Below are 19,412 nucleotides of genomic sequence, written 5' to 3' on the forward strand. Positions count from 1 at the left end.
ATTATACAAAGGAGAGAATACAATGATTACAACTGAAATTAAACGAGTAAAAAATCACATTAACGGTGAGTGGGTTGAATCGACAGGTACGGAAGTAGAAGCAGTTCCAAATCCAGCGACTGGAAAAATTATCGCTTACGTTCCACTATCTCCAAAAGAAGATGTTGAAAAAGCTGTTGAAGCGGCAAAAGCAGCATTCGAAACATGGTCTAAAGTACCAGTTCCAAATCGTTCAAGAAATTTATATAAATATTTACAGCTATTACAAGAAAACAAAGATGAGCTTGCAAAAATCATTACGCTAGAAAATGGTAAGACGCTAACGGATGCAACAGGTGAAGTACAGCGTGGTATTGAAGCGGTAGAACTTGCAACATCTACGCCAAATTTAATGATGGGTCAAGCACTTCCGAATATCGCTAGCGGAATTGATGGATCGATTTGGCGCTACCCAATCGGAGTTGTTGCTGGTATTACACCGTTTAACTTCCCGATGATGATTCCGTTATGGATGTTCCCACTTGCAATTGCTTGCGGTAATACATTCGTATTAAAAACATCTGAAAGAACGCCACTTTTAGCGGAGCGACTTGTAGAATTATTCTATGAAGCAGGTTTCCCAAAAGGCGTATTAAATTTAGTGCAAGGCGGAAAAGATGTTGTAAATAGCATTTTAGAAAATAAAGATATTCAGGCTGTTTCGTTCGTTGGCTCTGAGCCGGTAGCTCGTTACGTATATGAAACAGGTACGAAACACGGAAAACGTGTACAAGCATTAGCAGGTGCGAAAAACCATGCGATTGTAATGCCAGATTGCAATCTTGAGAAAACAGTACAAGGTGTAATTGGATCTGCATTTGCAAGTAGTGGAGAGCGCTGCATGGCATGCTCAGTAGTAGCAGTAGTGGATGAAATTGCTGATGAATTTATTGATGTATTAGTAGCAGAAACGAAAAAATTAAAAGTAGGCGATGGCTTTAACGAAGATAACTATGTTGGACCATTAATCCGTGAATCTCATAAAGAGCGCGTTTTAGGCTATATTAATAGCGGTGTAGCAGATGGGGCAACTTTATTAGTAGATGGCCGTAAAATTAATGAAGAAGTTGGAGAAGGTTACTTTGTAGGTGCGACAATCTTTGATGGCGTGAATCAAGAAATGAAAATTTGGCAAGATGAAATTTTTGCTCCAGTATTAAGTATTGTACGTGTTAAAGATTTAGAAGAAGGTATTAAACTAACAAATCAATCTAAATTTGCAAATGGTGCGGTTATTTATACGTCAAATGGTAAACATGCACAAACATTCCGTGATAATATCGATGCTGGTATGATTGGTGTAAACGTAAACGTTCCAGCACCAATGGCATTCTTCGCATTTGCAGGAAATAAAGCTTCATTCTTTGGTGATTTAGGTACAAATGGTACAGATGGCGTTCAATTCTATACACGTAAAAAAGTTGTAACTGAGCGCTGGTTTTAATATAGAGTAAACAACCAAATCAGTTATTAGATGAAAACCACCACTATTAATAGTGGTCAGAGTGTTGGGAAACCCTTTAGGGTTCCCAACACTCTGGAATCTTTTTTGATTTTAGCGAATAAAAACAACATAAAATAATAGAATTTTAAAAAATAGCCCTCCACCTGACCCTTTTTGGTCAGGTGGAGGGCTATTTTTTTCATGTTTTGACAAGCTGCGGTGAGATAAGCTTGCATTTGGACAGACTTCAGCCCTCGAAACCGGGCATAGCGGTAGCCATGTAGTTCTTTGGCGTCTGCAAAGCTTCGCTCTATAGTGGAACAGCGTACTTTATACAACCTTTTCCCTGTAGCTGTTAGCTTGTTTTTTCTAGCAATATCCTTATATTTCTCCCACACATGATGAGTGATAACTTTTTGTTTTTGTTTCTTTGAAAAGCACACCTCACGTAACGGACAAACAGCGCAGTCTTCTGGATTCGATTTGTATTGACGGTATCCTTCACGATCAGTTGTTACATATTCTAGAATACATCCCATCGGACAAGCGAAAACATTCATTTCTTCTACATATTTAAATTGGCTTTTCGGTACTTCTTTATTCCGTTTTCCAAATCGGCGATACCCCATCACCATAAATATATTCCGTTCTGATAGTTTCTTACAGATATATCCTGTAAAATAGCCAGCATCAAGGGCAACAGCTTCTACTTTGAAGTCGAATTTATCAATCTGAGCTTGGAGGCGTGCTAAATACGGCTCGGAATCTGCCATATTTCCAGCCGTTACATAGGTATCTGTAATAATATTGTACTTCGCATCAGTCGTACGATGATCCAAGAAATGAAAACCATTTGGTTTTCCATCTCTCATTAAAAATCCACTATCTGGATCCGTTGTACTTATACGAGTTTTTTTGGTAGGGGTATCACTTTCCTTTCTAGGTTTTAATTCTTTTTTCCATGTACCTCACGATCTTCGATTACCGCAGCTTCTAGCTCGTCTATATAAAACTTTGCTTTTTCTTTTTTATATTTATGTACAAATTTATTTTTATTGGCATTGGCCTTAATATGTGTAGAATCTGTCATCAGTGCACGTCCTCCTACCATCCGGTGCTCCGTCGCTTGTCTCACAATCTCATCAAAAATTTCTTCGAAAATATTTGTATGAATAAAACGAGTACGACGATTCCAACTGATTGTAGAGTGATCCGGAATAGTATCCGATAGAGAAAACCCTAAAAACCAACGGTAGGCAATATTCGTTTTAATTTCCTTTTCCAATTGACGCTCAGAACGAATACCGTAAAAATATCCAATAAACATCATCTTAAATAAAACAATAGGATGAATGGACGGGCGTCCATTGTTTTCACAGTAATAAGGGCGTAACTTCTCTTCAATAAAATCAAAACTAATTGTCGCTTCAATTGCACGAAGGAAATGATCTTGTGGAACCAACTCTTCTACAGAAACAGATACACGCTCATCACGATGATTTTTTAAAGCACCCATCATAAAAAATCTCTCCTTTTCCTCTTTTTTATCAGTGTTGACACATAAAAAGAGGTTCAGACACAAAAACAGGCTGTGGAGAAGACTTTCTCCACAGCCTGACCACTATTAATAGTGGTGGTTTTCGTCTTGTTAATTATTTTTTTCAAAAGCTAGTTTAATACCAAATCCAATTAGGACGACTCCTGTTAGCCCTTGAATATAACGTTGCGTCTTCGGTTTTTTCATAAAAGCACTAATTTTATCAATTAAAAATATATAAAATGCAAACCAAATGACTGTTAAAACGAGGTAAGTAAGGCCCATTACAAGAAGTTGAATAAATGTATTATGATTTGGATTTAAAAATTGTGGTAAAAAAGTTAAAAAGAAGACTGCTACTTTAGGGTTTAATAAATTTGTAAGAAATCCTTGGCGAAAGCAAGAAGTATGTTCGTTTTCATTATTCAAAGATAGATCATTTGTATCTAAGTTTTCTTTGTTTCTTACTGCTAAAAGGGCTTTAATACCGATATATATTAAATAGAGAGCCCCAACGTACTTGAAAATAGAAAATAAAAGAGCTGACTTTACAATAAGTGCAGAAAGACCAATTACAGCAGCTAAAGTATGAATTAATAGTGCAATACATGTACCAAACACTGTTTTCACTCCACCGACTTTACCAGCAACCAATGTATTTTTCGTAGCCATTGCTGTATCTGGACCAGGTAAAATGATAAGGCAAATAGACATAATGATGAAAAGAAGATAATTTTCTATCATAGCCACCCCTCCTTTTTATTTTTAGAATATTTGATTAAAATCAGTGTAGCACAAAAATGGATTTAATCAAATTAAATTTTATTAAAAATAATTAAATAAAAAAGGCTATATAGTAGCTGTAATTACACTACTATATAGCCTCGATTTTATACCGCTATTTGCGGGTAGTAAGATTTTCACCACACAAGATTTAGCTGAAGCAAAGAAGTTAGGTGGGGGATGAACAAAATATCCCCTCATGACAATTTCATTTTATGCATTAAGTAAGTTAAAGAAACGATTCACATCTTCTTCTGAAACGTCACTTAACTGTTTATATTTATAATTCGGATTTTGATCTTTATCAACGACAACGGAGCGTACTCCTTCGAAGAAATCTTCATGTCTCATGAAGTTTTTAGCAAGTATAAGGTCCGTAGCGAAACATTCTTCAACGGATTTATCTTGTCCATCAATAAACTGTTTTAATGTTACTTTTAGTGAAATAGGGGATTTTGATAACAGTATTTCTTTCGTTTTTAGAGCAAAGGAACTTTCATCTTTCTCCAATGAATGGATGATTTCTTCAATTGTATCGAAAGCAAAATGTGAATTGATTACTTCTAATGAAGGAGCGAGCTCGCTTTCTAAGTTTGGAGCAGTTGCAAATGTACGAATAACTTCTTTTAAATTAGTATGTACATCATCTTCTTTATGCCAATTTACACTTTCAAGTTCAGTAAGAAACTCTGGTAATGAATCAGATGTCATAAAGTAATCTGCAGCATTAATAAATAATACGTCAGAAGCTTTTAAAATAGATGCTGTTAAAGCAACGAATCGTCCTGTATATCCAGGCGCTTTATTTAAGAAATATGCAGCTCCGACGTCTGGGAAGAAGCCGATATTCATCTCTGGCATTGCCCATTTCGTACGCTCAGTTACAATGCGATACTTCGCACCATTTGTAAGACCGACACCACCGCCCATTACAATTCCATCTAAACAAGCAATAATCGGTTTTGTATATTGATAAATATATGTATCAATTTCATACTCTTCTTCAAAAAAACGTTCTGCATGTTGCAATGCCACTTCATTGGAACGCGCTTCATAAAGAGTTTTAATGTCGCCACCTGCACAAAAACCTTTTGTGCCAGCTCCTTTTAACATGATAAGTGCAATATGCTCATCGTGTTCCCACTCTTTAAGTTTTTGTCCGATAGGTTGTAACATGTCATAAGATAAAGAATTAAGTGCTTTTGGACGGTTTAAAGTAATTGTCGCAACGCCATTTTCACTAACAGAAAATAAAACTTGTTCAGTCATAATGCATCCTCCCTTACATATCTTCTTATTCTTAATTCTTGATATGTACTGAAATGTCCTTTATAAATTTTGTCAAAAGTTGACGGTAAATATTAATTTGGTCATTGCATATTTTGACGAGTTATCTTTGCAGGATTTCAGAGACCGAGGGGGAATATTACAACATTACTGTAAGTGTAATTATTTGAAGTTATAATGATAAAAGCGCTATTATATAGGTGTGAAATGTTCATTATCAATTCTAAAAGTGTGTTTGAAGAAAAAATAAATCGTACAATTGTAATAAAAAATTTTACATTGAATTAGAAATAGAGAAAGGAGAAATCGGAATGCCAGGACCTTTACTATTGTCGGTTATTATTTTGTCTTTTTTAATGATAGGAATAACGCAGTATTTTCATCATACAGATACGACAGAAGAAGTGAAGGATAAAGTACGTCTCGTATTTCCGATTTTTATAATATCTATTTCATTCTGTATTTTATTAAATAAAGATGGCTACATTGTCGCAGTGTTCTCATTTTTCGTCGCAATCGTCTTAATTACCGTTTTATATTATGTAATGAAAGACTTTATACAAAAATAAAGATGTCACAATAGGCATTTTTATTTTGGGGGAAATGTAAAATTTCACATACCGTATTTTATATAAAATACATAAAGCATATAACAATAGAAAAGTGTGTACTTTGCTGTGTATGTACTTGTCAATCTTGCATAGCCACTATACTATTAAAATGTAGAGATTATAAAAAGGGGTTGTATCTATCATGAAATTTGAGATGCACACAAAAATTATTTCAAATGAAAAAGAAGTAAGATTACATATTGAAGAAAATATATTTCAATTAATATTGGATGGTTACCACTTATTTACAATTAAAGAAATATTGCCTTTATATAAATCAAATGAAGAAAGAATTGGAAGTGCAACGATATTGAAACTAGAGTGGGAGAACGGAAAAACTACAATAAACTATCAACTCGTTTCACTAAAATCAGTAAATTAAAAGGAGTAGAAAAATATGAAGTTATTTCATACAGCGGATTGGCATTTAGGAAAGCTTGTTCATGGCGTGTATATGACTGAAGACCAAAAGATTGTATTAGATCAGTTTGTACAGGCTGTTGAAGAAGAAAAACCAGATGCTGTAATTATTGCAGGGGATTTATATGACCGAGCAATTCCACCTACAGAAGCAGTAGACTTATTAAATGATGTGCTGCAAAAAATAGTTATTGATTTACAAACACCAGTTATTGCAGTAGCTGGTAATCATGATAGTCCGGATCGTATCCATTTTGGAAGTAGTTTAATGAAAAAACAAGGATTACATATTGTAGGTCAATTTCAATTCCCGTACGAACCTGTTGTACTAAATGATGAATATGGAGAGGTTCACTTCCATCTAATACCGTATGCAGACCCAAGCATAGTGAGGCACGTGTTGAAAAATGAAGACGTACGTTCTCATGATGATGCGATGCGCATTTTTATGAATGAGCTCTCTGAAACGATGGATAAAGAAGCTAGACATGTATTTGTTGGACATGCATTTGTAACTTCTTCAGCAGAAGCGGAGGAGAATACAAGTGATGCAGAACGACCACTTTCAATTGGTGGTGCTGAATATGTAAATAGTCATTATTTTGATAAGTTTCATTACACAGCGCTTGGACATTTACATCAAGCGCATTTCGTACGTAATGAGACGATTCGATATTCAGGTTCACCACTTGCCTATTCAATTTCTGAAGAGAAACATAAAAAAGGTTATTACATTGTAGAACTGAATGAAACTGGTGAAGTAGCAATTGAAAAAAGGTTACTTTCACCACGTCGTAAAATGCGAACAGTAGAAGCGAAAATAGATGAATTATTACAGCACCCAGTAAGTGAAGATTACGTATTTGTAAAATTATTAGACGAAAACCCTGTCTTACAGCCAATGGAGAAAATACGATCTGTATATCCAAATGCAATGCACGTTGAAAGAGCGATGCAAAGGCGAGAACTCACAGATACAAATGAAGTAACGGTTTCAAGACATAAAACGGATGATTTATCTCTTTTAAAGGCTTTCTATAAAGAAATGAAAGGGTTAGATTTATCAGAAGAGAAAGAACGCCTATTTATAGATGTATTACAAACAGTGCAAGAACGGGAAGGTGAACGAGGATGAGACCGATTCAGCTTATTATGACAGCATTCGGGCCATATAAACAGAAAGAAGTAATCGATTTTGAAGATCTTGGAGAACATCGTATTTTCGCTATTTCTGGGAATACGGGAGCTGGAAAAACAACGATTTTTGATGCGATTTGTTATGTGTTATATGGTGAGGCTAGTGGAGAAGAACGTAGTGATACGAGCATGCTTCGAAGTCAATTTGCTGATGATAATGTTTATACAAGTGTTGAATTAACCTTTCAGTTAAAAGGGAAACGCTATGAAATAAAACGGCAACTTGGACATAAAAAACAAGGGAATAAGACCATTACAGGACATGCAGTAGAATTATATGAAGTTATTGATGGAGAAAACGTTCCAGCCGTCGATCGTTTTCATGTAACAGACGTAAACAAAAAAGTGGAAGATTTAATTGGGTTAAGTAAACATCAATTTAGCCAAATTGTTATGTTACCCCAAGGGGAATTCCGAAAACTATTAACATCTGAGACGGAAAACAAAGAAGAGATTTTACGTCGTATTTTTAAAACGGATCGTTATAAATTAATGCGTGAGTTACTTGATCAAAAGAGAAAACAATGGAAAGATGTCTTGCAAGAAAAACAAAAAGAGAGAGAGCTCTATTTCCGTAATGTTTTTAAATTACCAATCCGTGATGGAGCATTATTAGAGACATTAGTGGCACAAGAACATGTAAATACGCATCAAGTAGTAGAAGCGTTAGAACAAGAAACAACCGTGTATAAGGCAGAGGTTGAGCAATTACAAGTAGAACAAGATGTTCAAACGAAGCAATTAAAGGATGCAGAAACACGTTTTCATGCAGCAAAATCTGTAAATGAGAAATTTATAGATTTACAACAAAAGAATGAGAAATATAACACTTTACAAGAGAACCGTGCAGCAATTGAAAGGAAAGAAAAATCCTTTAAACGTGCGGAACAAGCAAAGCGCTTATTACCATTTGAACAATGGTATGAAGAAGCGATGGAAAATGAGCAGAAAGCTGAAAGTTTGTTAAAACAGATAAGCGTCAAACAAGAACAGATAATGAATAGCTTTGAACTTGCTCAGGAGAAGTATGAAGTAGTAAAGAATAAAGAAGCTGAGCGAGAAGAGGCTAAAAAACTTGTTCAAAGATTAGAAGAGTTACAAGCGATTATTGAATCATTAGCTGAGAGAAAGCTGAATTTACAAAATACCGAAATCCAAATAGGGAAATTAAAAGAAAGTATGCAAAAGTTAGATCAACAACTAGAAGAGCATACAAACAAAAAACAGAGAATGTCTGATGAATTGCAGCAATTAGAACAAGCACTTGAGCAATATGTAGCTAAAGTAGAAGAACTAACGAATATGCGAGAAGATGCAAAAGTTTTAAAGCAAGCATATGATGTTTGGCAAGAAAAACAAAAATTCGAGCAAGAAAAAGAAGCGGCAAATAATAAAATGCAAGTGGCAGTTCGTGCATATGAAAACATGGAGCGCCGCTGGTTAAGTGAACAAGCTGGTATATTAGCTCTTCATTTACATGACGGTGAATCTTGTCCGGTATGTGGTAGTACGAATCATCCGCAAAAAGCTACAGAACAAAGTAATGCGATCGATGAAAAAGAGTTAAACGATTTAAGAGATAAGAAGAACATTGCTGAAAAATTACATGTGCAAGTAGAGGAGAAATGGAATTTCTATCGACTACAATATGAACAAGTGATAGAAGAAGTTGTGAAGCGCGGCTACAACTCGGAAAAATTAGCTGAAACATATAGTGCACTTGTTCAAAAAGGAAAACAATTAGCTGCAGACGTTAATACGTTAAAAGCAAGTGAAGAAACACGTAAGCAGATTGCTGCGAACATGAAAAGCGTAGAAGAAAAAATAGAAGAACTTCAGAAACAAAAACGAGAAGTGGAAACAATGCAGCACCGTACAGAAATGGAGTGTATGCAACTTCGTACGTCATATGAACATGATAAACGAAATATTCCAGAAAACTTACAAACAGTACAAGCTTGGAAAGCACAGTTTGACCAAGCTATGCAGGAACTTAGGTTAATGGAGGACGAATGGAAGAAAGTGCAGGAAGCGTATCAGCATTGGCAAAATGAAAATATACGTATTCAAGCAGAACAAAAAGGTGCTTCTAATCAATTTGAAAGTGCAAAATTAAAGAAAGAAGAGACTTTCGCACGCTTTATGAAAGAGCTAGAACAAAGCGGGTTTACAGACGAATTCACGTATAAAGAAGCCAAATTAAGCGATCACGAGATGGAAATGTTACAAAAAGAAATTCAAGGTTATTATTCATCGCTTGAAGTGCTTGCAAAACAAATTGAAGAGTTACAAGCTGAATTAAAAGATAAAGAGTATATGGATATTACAGCGTTAGGTGAACACATAACAGAATTACAAATTAATCTCGATATCATTAAAGAAAAACGTCAACGTGCGCAAAATGCGGTAACATATATTTCTGATTTACATGAAAACATTAGACGTATTGATGAGCAAATTCATGAGGAAGAAAAAGCTTTCCAAGAACTTGTTGACTTATATGAAGTAATGAAAGGTGATAACGAGAGCCGTATATCATTTGAACGTTACATCTTAATTGAGTATTTAGAACAAATTGTTCAAATTGCAAACGAACGATTACGTAAATTATCAAACGGACAATTTTATTTAAAACGAAGTGAACGAGTTGAAAAGAGAAATCGTCAAAGTGGATTAGGCTTAGATGTGTACGATGCATATACTGGCCAAACACGCGATGTAAAAACACTATCCGGCGGAGAGAAATTTAATGCATCACTTTGCCTAGCGCTAGGAATGGCAGATGTCATTCAAGCATATGAAGGTGGTATTTCCATCGAAACGATGTTCATCGATGAAGGGTTCGGTTCATTAGATGAAGAATCATTAACGAAAGCAGTAGACGCCTTAATTGACTTACAAAAATCAGGCCGATTTATCGGTGTCATTTCACACGTACAAGAGCTGAAAAACGCAATGCCAGCTGTATTAGAAGTAACGAAGCAGAAGGATGGATGTAGTCAGACTAGGTTTGTGGTGAAGTAAGCTTAGAAAATGGAGTAGGGAATCTATCGATATTTTTAGTGTCATATGTATGAATCATAAAACGTCGTCTCTTCATATTGGAGGCGACGTTTTATTTTATAAAATATCTATGAATTATCTGTAGAAGGCGGCGTATTCTCCAAACGATTATAAGCTTTAAAAGCTGAAATTGCCGATATAACCCCGCCTACTAAAAATAAAGTCGATCCTCCAACTAAGATGATACGACTGACATATGTTTCCCGTGCTTCTTCGACTTCTTCTTGTAACGCTGTAGGCATATGAATCCCCCCTTTATAAAAGTTGTTTTATCTCGCTATTTGCCGTGCAGTAAGACCCACATCTAAAAATTCAGGGGAAGCAAAGAATTTAGGTGGGGCCCTGCTGCCCGTAAAAGCCCGATTGGTGAGGGCTGATAATCAGTGGGGGATGAACAAAAGCCCCACTGATTAAAGTTTCACTTTATAAATAGTATATACAAACGCCTAAAATGTGTTAAAATAACTGATGATTTTACGCAGTGAGTAATTAGATGAGTAGGATGCGAGTGGCTAAGTAAATCTTCATCACAAATTTATGTGAACTTCACATAGAGCACATATTAACATTGTATTATGTATATGTACCAAATAAATAAATAAAGTGAATGTAAGTTCTGTTTTCAAAAATTTAAAATCCTTTTATTTCTATATGAAAGTTTTAATCAAGGGTTTTAAAAAATTTGGAAATAGATCTTATGAATATGGAATTCATATAAAAGGGGAATGTCTTATGACAACATATACGAGTGAAATGAGAAAAACTTTAGTTTCAGAAGAAGATGTAGATATTTTAAAAATTATGGCGCATCCAATCAGACTGCAAATTGTAAATGAATTAAGTACGAGAAAAACTTGTAATGTAACACAATTAACAGAGTTACTGAATATTCCGCAATCTACTGTTTCACAACATTTATCAAAAATGAAGGGTAAAGTGTTACGAGCAGAGAGAAGAGGTTTAGAAATTTATTATCATATTAACAATTTAAAAGCGAGTAAGATTGTTAATGTTTTAGGGTATATAAACTAGTGAAATATTTTTATATAAAATAGCCCCTGCTGTTGAGCAGGGGCTATTTTGTGTTGTTTTATGTATTTGTATTTAAAACTTTATAGTTTTTATGATTTACAATTGTTCGATCAAATTCAAAAGTACCACCGCTTACATTTGTAATTTCAACTAAGACCGATTCAGTATAAAGTTTTAATACAGATCCTGTAATCTTTAAATTATTTCGTTGAAAAAGTATAGTATCCCCTACGTTTGCTTTCATAGTACCTCCTCATTAAAGACAGAAATATTTTTTTATTATATATATTAAACCACGGATAGATATATTAGTGAATATTTAGTTTTATTTATTGGGAAAAAATTTGTTCTCTAATAGAAAAGTATAAAGTACTCTTATGTTAAAAGTTATATTTTATTTAAGTTTATCCCGCTATTTGCTGGGCAGTAAGACCCCCACCTCAAAATTCAGTGGAAGCAAAGAAGTTAGGTGGGGGCCCTGCTGCCCATAAAAGCCCGATTGGTGAGGGTTGATTAAAGTTTCACTTTATTATAAGCAAAGTAAATTGTTTTCAGCATTAGCGAAACAATATTTCTATGTAAATACTGCAGAGAAACAAATTATTCAAAAAACAGACACTATGTAGCACAAAACGTAAAGTAGATAAGTAAAGTTTTTTTCAGGAGTATAAGAAAAATATACGTTTATTAATAAGATCTCTAATTGGTAAAATTCCAATTAAAAACATAGAAAAACTTTAATATAAAAAGGTAATCAATTACAAATGGAGAAGTAATATATACGAAAGGAGAGATTTATATGAATAAAGGGAAAAAACAAGTTAGTCAACTTAGTTTTCTGGTGAATTTTATGAACGACAAGGGGAGTCTTGTGAAAATTTAATAGTATTATAGTATCCCCTTGTGAAAAAATGGTTGGGGGAATATATAAATGATAACAGAAATGAATATTAAAGTAGTTTGTGAAGAATCGTTTTCAAAAAGAGAAATAAAAATTTTAGAGACGTTTCTTTCAACTTTATCGGGGCATTCTAATGCTCTCGTTACAAAAGAAGGGATGTTTTTAAACCCATTAAGTAAAGAGAAGAGTGTGATTTATTATCATAACTTTGTATTTGTAAAATCACTTACAGAACAAATGTGTGCAGAATTAAAAGAAGTTTTAACAAGACGTATTAAAAATGCTTTCATTATGATGGAATTTGTAGAGCCAATTGTTACATTTGAAGAAACAATTATAAACGTATAAAAAAAGTCAGGCTTATGAATTGACCTAATAAAACCGTCTCTTTAATAAATAGTAAAGAGACGGTTTTATTGTTTCACTTTTTAAAAAAGGGTTCAAAAACAAATGTAAATCGAGCTTATACAAAAACTACTTATTAAATAACTGTTACGTATTTAATAAGTAGTTTTTGTATTTCATCCTTCGTTTTTTGTAACTGATTCTACGTTTTTGACGCTCTGTCTTGTAAGTGCTTACATGAACGAAAACATCTTATACAATGAAGGTGTCAAATCAAAAGAGGTGACCAAAATGAACATAAAAAAAGTAAATTTAGCGAATAGCATTGAAATAGAAAGAGGAGGCGGAAAGGTATGAAAAAATCAACTGTTAATCCATGGTTTGTTGTCCTTGGCACAGTTATAGTACAAATGGGGCTTGGGACGATATATACATGGAGTTTATTCAATCAGCCTTTAGTTAGTAAATACGGTTGGAGTCTTAACGCTGTTGCGATAACTTTCTCAATTACTAGTCTTTCTTTAGCATTTTCAACTTTATTTGCGAGTAAATTGCAAGAAAAATGGGGACTTCGTAAACTTATTATGATAGCTGGATTAGCATTAGGACTAGGGTTAATACTTAGTTCACAAGCTTCTTCATTAATATTGCTTTATGTACTAGCAGGAGTTGTTGTAGGTTATGCAGATGGTACAGCATATATCACTTCACTATCAAATTTAATAAAGTGGTTTCCAGAGCGTAAAGGTTTAATTGCTGGTATTTCTGTCTCTGCATATGGTTCAGGTAGCTTAATCTTTAAATACGTTAACGCACAGTTGATTGAATCAGTTGGTGTATCGCAAGCATTTATATACTGGGGTTTAATTGTTACAGCTATGATTGTAATTGGTGCTTGTTTAATCCATCAAGCTGCAGATCAAGGAGCAGTTCATGAAACAAAAACTAAGGAATACACAACGAAAGAAATGTTAGGCACAAAACAAGTATACTTATTATTTATCATGTTATTTACATCATGTATGAGTGGCTTATACTTAATTGGTATGGTAAAAGACATTGGTGTTCAACTTGTAGGACTTAGCGCAGCAACAGCAGCTAATGCGGTGGCTATGGTTGCAATCTTCAATACATTAGGTCGTATCATTTTAGGACCGTTATCGGATAAAATTGGGCGTTTAAAAATCGTTACTGGTACTTTTGTTGTTATGGCGAGTTCAGTCTTAGTTCTAAGTTTTGTAGATTTAAATTATGGTATTTACTTCGTATGTGTAGCAAGTGTAGCGTTTTGCCTTGGTGGAAATATCACTATTTTCCCAGCTATTGTTGGTGATTTCTTCGGTATGAAAAACCATAGTAAGAACTACGGAATTGTGTATCAAGGATTTGGATTTGGGGCGCTTGCAGGTTCCTTTATCGGTGCACTTCTAGGTGGATTCAAACCAACGTTCATGGTGATTGGTGTATTATGTGTCGTGTCATTCATTATCGCAATTTTAATTCAAGCACCTAAACAGAAAAAAGAACAAGAAGAAGAGTATCGCAGCGTAGCATAAGTATACAAATCTTCTATAACACTATGATTACGAAAAAGCATCCTATTCTATTAATTAGGATGCTTTTTTATGAGTTATTTTAACAAGGTTAAATTACTTTTGTGATTTTTATAGATGTAAAAGTGAGTGGAATACCCATTTGGAATATAATAAATTGATACATCATATTCGAAATATATATTAAATCTTAAATGATAAAGAAGACATTCATTAGTATTTGTAAGATATATTTTCAGAAAAATATTGAGAAAATATATACTTGAGTTTTTCATAAAGCATTGTAAATGAACGTATCTCTAGTTTATCTTCTTCAATTTTAAAAAGAGGAGTTTGAATTTTATTTATAATATAAGTACATTTAATGCGTTTAGGTATGATTTTATTAAGAAGCATTAAAATACTTTATCTGAAAAATAAAAAAAGATTGACAAGTTTATTGAGAAACATTATCATTTCGGTGTAAGATAGTAAATGAAAAACATTATCAATAAAATGGATTTTAAAGTAATGCGCACTTGACCAATTAGTTTAGTAAGTGTATTATTTTTTACAACATGATTGATAATGAAAATCAATATCATTTATGTCACTTAATGAAATTAATGTTTATGTGAAAGGATAGAGAAAATGAACTTAGGGGAATTTGATGGGCAAACAGTTTTAGTAACAGGTGCAGCACAAGGCATAGGCAGTGTTGTTGCCAAAATGTTTTTAGAAAGAGGAGCCACAGTTATTGCGGTTGATCAAAATGAAGAGGGGTTAAATGTACTCTTAAATCAAAATGAATTAAATAAAACACGTATGAAAACGTTTCGTTTAGATGTGAGTAATAGCGCTGCTGTTGAAGACATGGTAAATCATATTGCAAATGAAATAGCGCCAATAGATATTTTAATAAATGTTGCAGGGGTTTTACGTATGGGACCAATTCATTCGTTAAGTGATGAAGATTGGAATAAAACATTCTCTGTAAATACTACAGGGGTTTTCAATATGTCCCGAGCGGTAAGTAAAAATATGATGTTAAGAAAATCAGGGGCAATTGTTACAGTCGGTTCAAATGCGGCAAATACGCCGAGAATGGAGATGGCTGCGTATGCTGCGTCAAAGGCTGCAACGACGATGTTTATGAAATGTTTAGGACTAGAGCTTGCGGCATACAATATACGCTGCAACTTAGTTTCTCCAGGTTCTACTGAAACTGAGATGCAAAGATTACTATGGGCTGATGAGAATGGAGCTAAAAATATAATTGCTGGTTCTCAAAATACATATAGACTCGGAATTCCATTACAAAAAATTGCACAACCTTCAGAAGTTGCTGAAGCCGTGTTATTTTTAGCCTCAGATAGAGCAAGTCATATTACAATGCACAATTTATGTGTCGATGGCGGTGCTACGTTAGGAGTTTAATCAAAATTCAGGAGGTTATTATATTATGAATGAACATATAGCTGTAAAGGAATTGTCAGAAAAACTTTTAGAAGATTATAAGACTGAATCTTCATTCTTTTTTGCTTCACCAACTCGAACGATATTAGCAGAAGGAGAGTTTACTACAGTAAAGCATCGTGAAATTGAAAATTTCCCAGAGCTTGTGCAAGCGACATTAAGTAATGCGAAACAAGCTGGAAATCCAAATCCTATCGTTGTGGGTGCTTTGCCATTCGATCGTAGAAAAGAAGTGCAACTTATCGTACCAGAATATAGTAGGATTTCTGAGCGTTTACAATTGGATACAACAAATCAGCTTGAAACAAATGAGAACGTAACATTTGAAATGACGCCAATGCCAGACCCTGAAGTTTATATGAATGGTGTGAAGCAAGGAATTAAAAAAATACAGGACGGTGATTTAAAGAAAATCGTTCTATCTAGATCGTTAGATGTTAAATCTTCGGAAAAGATTGATAAGCAAAAACTTCTGCGAGAATTAGCAGAGCATAATAAGCATGGTTATACATTTGCTGTGAATTTACCGAAAGATGAAAAAGAGAACAGTAAGACGCTAATTGGAGCAAGTCCTGAATTGCTTGTTTCACGTAATGGTATGCAAGTTATTTCTAATCCGTTAGCTGGTTCAAGGCCACGTAGTGAGGACCTAGTAGAAGATAAAAGAAGAGCAGAGGAATTACTTTCTTCTCCAAAAGATTTACATGAACATGCGGTAGTAGTTGAAGCGGTTGCCGCTGCACTTCGTCCGTATTGTCATACATTACATGTCCCAGAAAAGCCATCAGTTATTCATAGTGAAGCGATGTGGCATTTGTCTACAGAAGTGAAAGGTGAACTTAAGGATCCAAATACTTCTTCTTTACAATTAGCAATTGCCCTTCATCCTACGCCAGCAGTTTGCGGAACTCCGATGGAAAAAGCAAGAGAGGCTATACAGCATATTGAGCCATTTGACCGCGAGTTCTTTACAGGAATGCTAGGATGGAGCGATTTAAATGGAGATGGAGAATGGATTGTTACAATTCGTTGTGCTGAAGTACAAGAAAATACACTTCGTTTATATGCAGGAGCTGGAGTTGTTGCTGAGTCAAAACCAGAAGATGAGTTAGCAGAAACATCGGCTAAGTTCCAAACAATGTTAAAAGCTTTAGGGTTAAGAGATAGTTCACTTAATGAAAAATAGGGGGAAGAAAGAATGCTAGTAGGTTATACAGAATGGCCAAAAGAATTTGCCGATCATTATCGAGAAGAAGGATGTTGGCTTGGTGAAACATTTGGAGGAGTGTTAAGAGAGCGGGCTGAGAAATATGGAGATCGAATCGCGGTTGTAAGTGGTAAGAAGCATATGACATATAGTGAACTTGATAAAAATGCCGATCGTTTAGCAGCAGGTTTACTGAATTTAGGAATAAAGAAAGGGGACAGAGTTGTAATCCAGTTACCTAACATTATCGAGTTTTTCGAAATATGTTTTGCACTATTTCGAATTGGAGCGCTTCCTGTCTTTGCACTACCTTCACATCGAAGCAGTGAAATTAGTTATTTTTGTGAGTTTGGTGAGGCGAGCGCTTACGTTATTTCAGATAAGGCTCTCGGTTTTGATTATCGAAAACTAGCAAGAGAAGTGAAAGAGAAAGTGCCAACTTTACAACGTGTAATTGTAGTGGGGGAAGAAGAAGAGTTTGTGAACATAAATGATCTGTATATGGATCCCGTCTCATTACCAGAAGTTCAGCCAAGTGATGTTGCATTTCTCCAATTATCAGGAGGGACAACAGGTCTTTCTAAATTAATTCCTAGAACACATGATGACTATATTTATAGTTTACGTGTAAGCGCTGAAATTTGTAATTTGAATGCAGAAAGCGTCTATATGGCAGTTCTTCCAGTAGCACACAATTACCCAATGAGTTCTCCAGGGACATTTGGAACTTTCTATGCGGGTGGAAAAGTGGTATTGGCAACTGGTGGTAGTCCAGATGAGGCATTTGCTCTTATTGAAAAAGAAAAAGTTACAATTACAGCGCTCGTTCCCCCATTAGCAATGATTTGGCTTGATGCTGCATCTTCTCGTAATACCGATTTATCGAGCCTAGAGGTTATTCAAGTAGGTGGTGCTAAGTTTAGCGCTGAGGTTGCAAGACGTATACGCCCTACATTTGGATGTACGTTACAGCAAGTATTCGGTATGGCGGAAGGATTAGTGAACTATACAAGATTAGACGATCCGGAAGAAATTATTATTCATACACAAGGTAGACCAATGTCTGCACTCGATGAAGTACGAGTTGTTGATGAAAATGACAACGATGTACAACCTGGCGAAGTAGGTAGTTTATTAACAAGAGGTCCATATACAATTCGTGGTTACTATAAAGCTGAAGAGCATAATGCACGATCATTTACAAAGGATGGGTTTTATCGCACAGGTGATCTTGTAAAAGTAAATGAACAAGGATACATCATTGTAGAAGGAAGAGATAAAGATCAAATTAACCGTGGTGGTGAGAAAGTTGCTGCGGAAGAAGTTGAAAATCATTTATTAGCACACGATGCGGTTCATGACGTAGCAATTGTATCTATGCCTGACGATTATTTAGGTGAACGCACCTGTGCTTTTGTTATAGCTCGCGAACAAGTTCCGGCAGTAAGTGAATTAAAAATGTTTTTAAGAGAACGTGGTATCGCGGCTTATAAAATTCCAGATCGAATTGAATTTATTGAATCATTCCCGCAAACAGGAGTCGGAAAAGTCAGCAAAAAAGAACTACGTAAAGTCATTGCTGAAAAACTAATTATAGTAAAACAATAATAAAAACCGGAAGGAAGTGATTAGATGGCTATCCCATCTATTTCAGTATATAAAATGCCAATTGAATCAGAACTACCAAAAAATAAAGTGAATTGGACACCAGATCCAAAACGTGCAGTACTTTTAATTCATGACATGCAAGAATATTTTCTTGATGCATATAGCGATAAAGAATCACCAAAAGTAGAACTTATTTCAAATATTAAAATGATAAGAGAAAAATGTAAGGAACTTGGTATACCAGTTGTTTATACAGCACAACCTGGTGGGCAAACGTTAGAACAACGAGGTTTATTACAAGACTTTTGGGGTGACGGTATTCCTGCTGGACCAGATAAAAAGAAAATTGTTGATGAACTTACTCCTGATGAAGATGATATATTCCTAACAAAATGGAGATATAGTGCATTTAAAAAGACAAATCTATTAGAAATTTTAAATGAACAAGGAAGAGATCAACTCATTATTTGCGGTATTTATGCGCATATTGGCTGTCTTTTAACAGCTTGTGAAGCATTTATGGATGGTATAGAGCCGTTCTTTGTAGCAGATGCAGTTGCTGATTTTTCACTAGAGCATCATAAACAAGCATTGGAGTATGCATCTAATAGATGTGCAGTAACGACATCAACAAACCTACTGTTAAAAGCTTTACAAAGTGTAAAAGGTGATGAGAGTGAAGGAATCACTATACAGGAAGTGCATGAACTAGTTGCACAACTACTTCGTGAGCCAGTAGAGAGTATTGATATTGATGAGGACTTATTAAATAGAGGGCTTGATTCGGTCAGAATTATGAGTTTAGTAGAGAAATGGCGTCGTGAAGGGAAAGAAATCACTTTTGCAGATTTAGCAGAACGTCCAACTGTTGCAGGTTGGTACAGTTTACTATCTTCACAAACAGCACAGGTGCTGTAACAAATAGACTAC

The 19,412-nt window shown here is 34.8% G+C and carries 16 protein-coding genes and 1 pseudogene; 12 read left to right on the forward strand and 5 right to left on the reverse strand.

Annotated features, from left to right (window positions below; translation table 11 throughout):
* Positions 1–22 precede the first annotated feature (22 nt).
* Positions 23–1,483, forward strand: a complete 1,461-nt coding sequence (locus AC3WVZ_RS10300) for a CoA-acylating methylmalonate-semialdehyde dehydrogenase (protein WP_000633344.1) — start codon at positions 23–25, stop codon at positions 1,481–1,483.
* A gap of 149 nt (positions 1,484–1,632) precedes the next feature.
* On the opposite strand, the pseudogene AC3WVZ_RS10305 reads toward AC3WVZ_RS10300, so the two are convergent.
* The 3 genes and pseudogenes from AC3WVZ_RS10305 to AC3WVZ_RS10315 form a co-directional block, all read right to left on the reverse strand.
* A pseudogene (locus AC3WVZ_RS10305) lies at positions 1,633–3,002 on the reverse strand (IS1182-like element ISBth7 family transposase); the annotation flags it as partial.
* A 129-nt stretch (positions 3,003–3,131) separates the two neighbouring features.
* The gene (locus AC3WVZ_RS10310; RefSeq protein WP_000572360.1) at positions 3,132–3,764 is read right to left on the reverse strand and encodes a LysE family translocator; all 633 of its coding nucleotides are present in this window, start codon (positions 3,762–3,764) and stop codon (positions 3,132–3,134) included.
* Between the two features lie 252 nt (positions 3,765–4,016).
* Complete coding sequence (locus AC3WVZ_RS10315; RefSeq protein WP_233936336.1) at positions 4,017–5,072, reverse strand: enoyl-CoA hydratase/isomerase family protein; 1,056 nt, start codon at positions 5,070–5,072, stop codon at positions 4,017–4,019.
* A gap of 329 nt (positions 5,073–5,401) precedes the next feature.
* Between AC3WVZ_RS10315 and AC3WVZ_RS10320 the strand changes: the two genes are divergently transcribed.
* The 4 genes from AC3WVZ_RS10320 (at position 5,402) to AC3WVZ_RS10335 (ending at position 10,342) form a co-directional block, all read left to right on the forward strand.
* Entirely contained in the window at positions 5,402–5,659 is a 258-nt protein-coding gene (locus AC3WVZ_RS10320; protein WP_001119404.1) for a hypothetical protein, read from the forward strand.
* Between the two features lie 184 nt (positions 5,660–5,843).
* A complete protein-coding gene (locus tag AC3WVZ_RS10325) occupies positions 5,844–6,083 on the forward strand; it encodes a DUF2584 family protein (protein WP_000667342.1) in 240 nt (79 codons plus the stop codon).
* Positions 6,084–6,098: 15 nt separating this feature from the next.
* Entirely contained in the window at positions 6,099–7,256 is a 1,158-nt protein-coding gene (locus AC3WVZ_RS10330) for an exonuclease SbcCD subunit D (RefSeq protein ID WP_233936338.1), read from the forward strand.
* Positions 7,253–10,342, forward strand: a complete 3,090-nt coding sequence (locus AC3WVZ_RS10335) for an AAA family ATPase (protein WP_001247465.1) — start codon at positions 7,253–7,255, stop codon at positions 10,340–10,342. Before AC3WVZ_RS10330 ends, AC3WVZ_RS10335 begins: the two co-directional genes overlap by 4 nt.
* Positions 10,343–10,449: 107 nt before the next feature.
* On the opposite strand, the gene AC3WVZ_RS10340 is transcribed toward AC3WVZ_RS10335, so the two are convergent.
* Positions 10,450–10,623: a hypothetical protein gene (locus AC3WVZ_RS10340; RefSeq protein ID WP_001141668.1), complete on the reverse strand. Its 174-nt coding sequence runs from the start codon at positions 10,621–10,623 to the stop codon at positions 10,450–10,452.
* Between the two features lie 490 nt (positions 10,624–11,113).
* On the opposite strand from AC3WVZ_RS10340, the gene AC3WVZ_RS10345 reads away from it, so the two are divergent.
* Positions 11,114–11,413 carry an ArsR/SmtB family transcription factor gene (locus tag AC3WVZ_RS10345; protein WP_000214801.1) on the forward strand — a complete coding sequence of 100 codons (300 nt, stop codon included), beginning with the start codon at positions 11,114–11,116 and terminating at the stop codon, positions 11,411–11,413.
* A gap of 58 nt (positions 11,414–11,471) precedes the next feature.
* On the opposite strand, the gene AC3WVZ_RS10350 is transcribed toward AC3WVZ_RS10345, so the two are convergent.
* Positions 11,472–11,657 carry a YkvS family protein gene (locus AC3WVZ_RS10350; protein WP_000646793.1) on the reverse strand — a complete coding sequence of 62 codons (186 nt, stop codon included), beginning with the start codon at positions 11,655–11,657 and terminating at the stop codon, positions 11,472–11,474.
* Between the two features lie 687 nt (positions 11,658–12,344).
* On the opposite strand from AC3WVZ_RS10350, the gene AC3WVZ_RS10355 reads away from it, so the two are divergent.
* The 6 genes from AC3WVZ_RS10355 (at position 12,345) to AC3WVZ_RS10380 (ending at position 19,400) form a co-directional block, all read left to right on the forward strand.
* Positions 12,345–12,662, forward strand: a complete 318-nt coding sequence (locus AC3WVZ_RS10355) for a hypothetical protein (protein ID WP_000627304.1) — start codon at positions 12,345–12,347, stop codon at positions 12,660–12,662.
* A 350-nt stretch (positions 12,663–13,012) separates the two neighbouring features.
* Positions 13,013–14,215 (forward strand): L-lactate MFS transporter, encoded by a 1,203-nt coding sequence (locus AC3WVZ_RS10360; RefSeq protein ID WP_233936340.1) that lies wholly within the window; start codon positions 13,013–13,015, stop codon positions 14,213–14,215.
* Positions 14,216–14,842: 627 nt separating this feature from the next.
* Complete coding sequence (gene dhbA / locus AC3WVZ_RS10365; RefSeq protein ID WP_001048437.1) at positions 14,843–15,628, forward strand: 2,3-dihydro-2,3-dihydroxybenzoate dehydrogenase; 786 nt, start codon at positions 14,843–14,845, stop codon at positions 15,626–15,628.
* A gap of 25 nt (positions 15,629–15,653) precedes the next feature.
* Positions 15,654–16,853: an isochorismate synthase DhbC gene (gene dhbC, locus AC3WVZ_RS10370; RefSeq protein ID WP_001002067.1), complete on the forward strand. Its 1,200-nt coding sequence runs from the start codon at positions 15,654–15,656 to the stop codon at positions 16,851–16,853.
* A 12-nt stretch (positions 16,854–16,865) separates the two neighbouring features.
* The gene (locus AC3WVZ_RS10375; RefSeq protein WP_000960113.1) at positions 16,866–18,482 is read left to right on the forward strand and encodes a (2,3-dihydroxybenzoyl)adenylate synthase; all 1,617 of its coding nucleotides are present in this window, start codon (positions 16,866–16,868) and stop codon (positions 18,480–18,482) included.
* A gap of 24 nt (positions 18,483–18,506) precedes the next feature.
* Entirely contained in the window at positions 18,507–19,400 is an 894-nt protein-coding gene (locus tag AC3WVZ_RS10380; RefSeq protein WP_001007255.1) for an isochorismatase family protein, read from the forward strand.
* Positions 19,401–19,412: the final 12 nt, after the last annotated feature.

It is taken from the genome of Bacillus sp. CPT56D-587-MTF (genome assembly GCF_058792335.1).

Excerpts from the sequence above, each read along its gene's own strand:
- AC3WVZ_RS10355 (WP_000627304.1), top strand. The coding sequence starts at position 12,345 with ATGATAACAGAAATGAATATTAAAGTAGTTTGTGAAGAATCGTTTTCA.
- AC3WVZ_RS10380 (WP_001007255.1), top strand. The coding sequence starts at position 18,507 with ATGGCTATCCCATCTATTTCAGTATATAAAATGCCAATTGAATCAGAA.
- AC3WVZ_RS10360 (WP_233936340.1), top strand. The coding sequence starts at position 13,013 with ATGAAAAAATCAACTGTTAATCCATGGTTTGTTGTCCTTGGCACAGTT.
- AC3WVZ_RS10350 (WP_000646793.1), bottom strand. The coding sequence starts at position 11,657 with ATGAAAGCAAACGTAGGGGATACTATACTTTTTCAACGAAATAATTTA.
- dhbA (WP_001048437.1), top strand. The coding sequence starts at position 14,843 with ATGAACTTAGGGGAATTTGATGGGCAAACAGTTTTAGTAACAGGTGCA.
- AC3WVZ_RS10335 (WP_001247465.1), top strand. The coding sequence starts at position 7,253 with ATGAGACCGATTCAGCTTATTATGACAGCATTCGGGCCATATAAACAG.
- AC3WVZ_RS10345 (WP_000214801.1), top strand. The coding sequence starts at position 11,114 with ATGACAACATATACGAGTGAAATGAGAAAAACTTTAGTTTCAGAAGAA.
- AC3WVZ_RS10320 (WP_001119404.1), top strand. The coding sequence starts at position 5,402 with ATGCCAGGACCTTTACTATTGTCGGTTATTATTTTGTCTTTTTTAATG.
- AC3WVZ_RS10330 (WP_233936338.1), top strand. The coding sequence starts at position 6,099 with ATGAAGTTATTTCATACAGCGGATTGGCATTTAGGAAAGCTTGTTCAT.
- dhbC (WP_001002067.1), top strand. The coding sequence starts at position 15,654 with ATGAATGAACATATAGCTGTAAAGGAATTGTCAGAAAAACTTTTAGAA.
- AC3WVZ_RS10300 (WP_000633344.1), top strand. The coding sequence starts at position 23 with ATGATTACAACTGAAATTAAACGAGTAAAAAATCACATTAACGGTGAG.
- AC3WVZ_RS10315 (WP_233936336.1), bottom strand. The coding sequence starts at position 5,072 with ATGACTGAACAAGTTTTATTTTCTGTTAGTGAAAATGGCGTTGCGACA.
- AC3WVZ_RS10375 (WP_000960113.1), top strand. The coding sequence starts at position 16,866 with ATGCTAGTAGGTTATACAGAATGGCCAAAAGAATTTGCCGATCATTAT.
- AC3WVZ_RS10310 (WP_000572360.1), bottom strand. The coding sequence starts at position 3,764 with ATGATAGAAAATTATCTTCTTTTCATCATTATGTCTATTTGCCTTATC.
- AC3WVZ_RS10325 (WP_000667342.1), top strand. The coding sequence starts at position 5,844 with ATGAAATTTGAGATGCACACAAAAATTATTTCAAATGAAAAAGAAGTA.
- AC3WVZ_RS10340 (WP_001141668.1), bottom strand. The coding sequence starts at position 10,623 with ATGCCTACAGCGTTACAAGAAGAAGTCGAAGAAGCACGGGAAACATAT.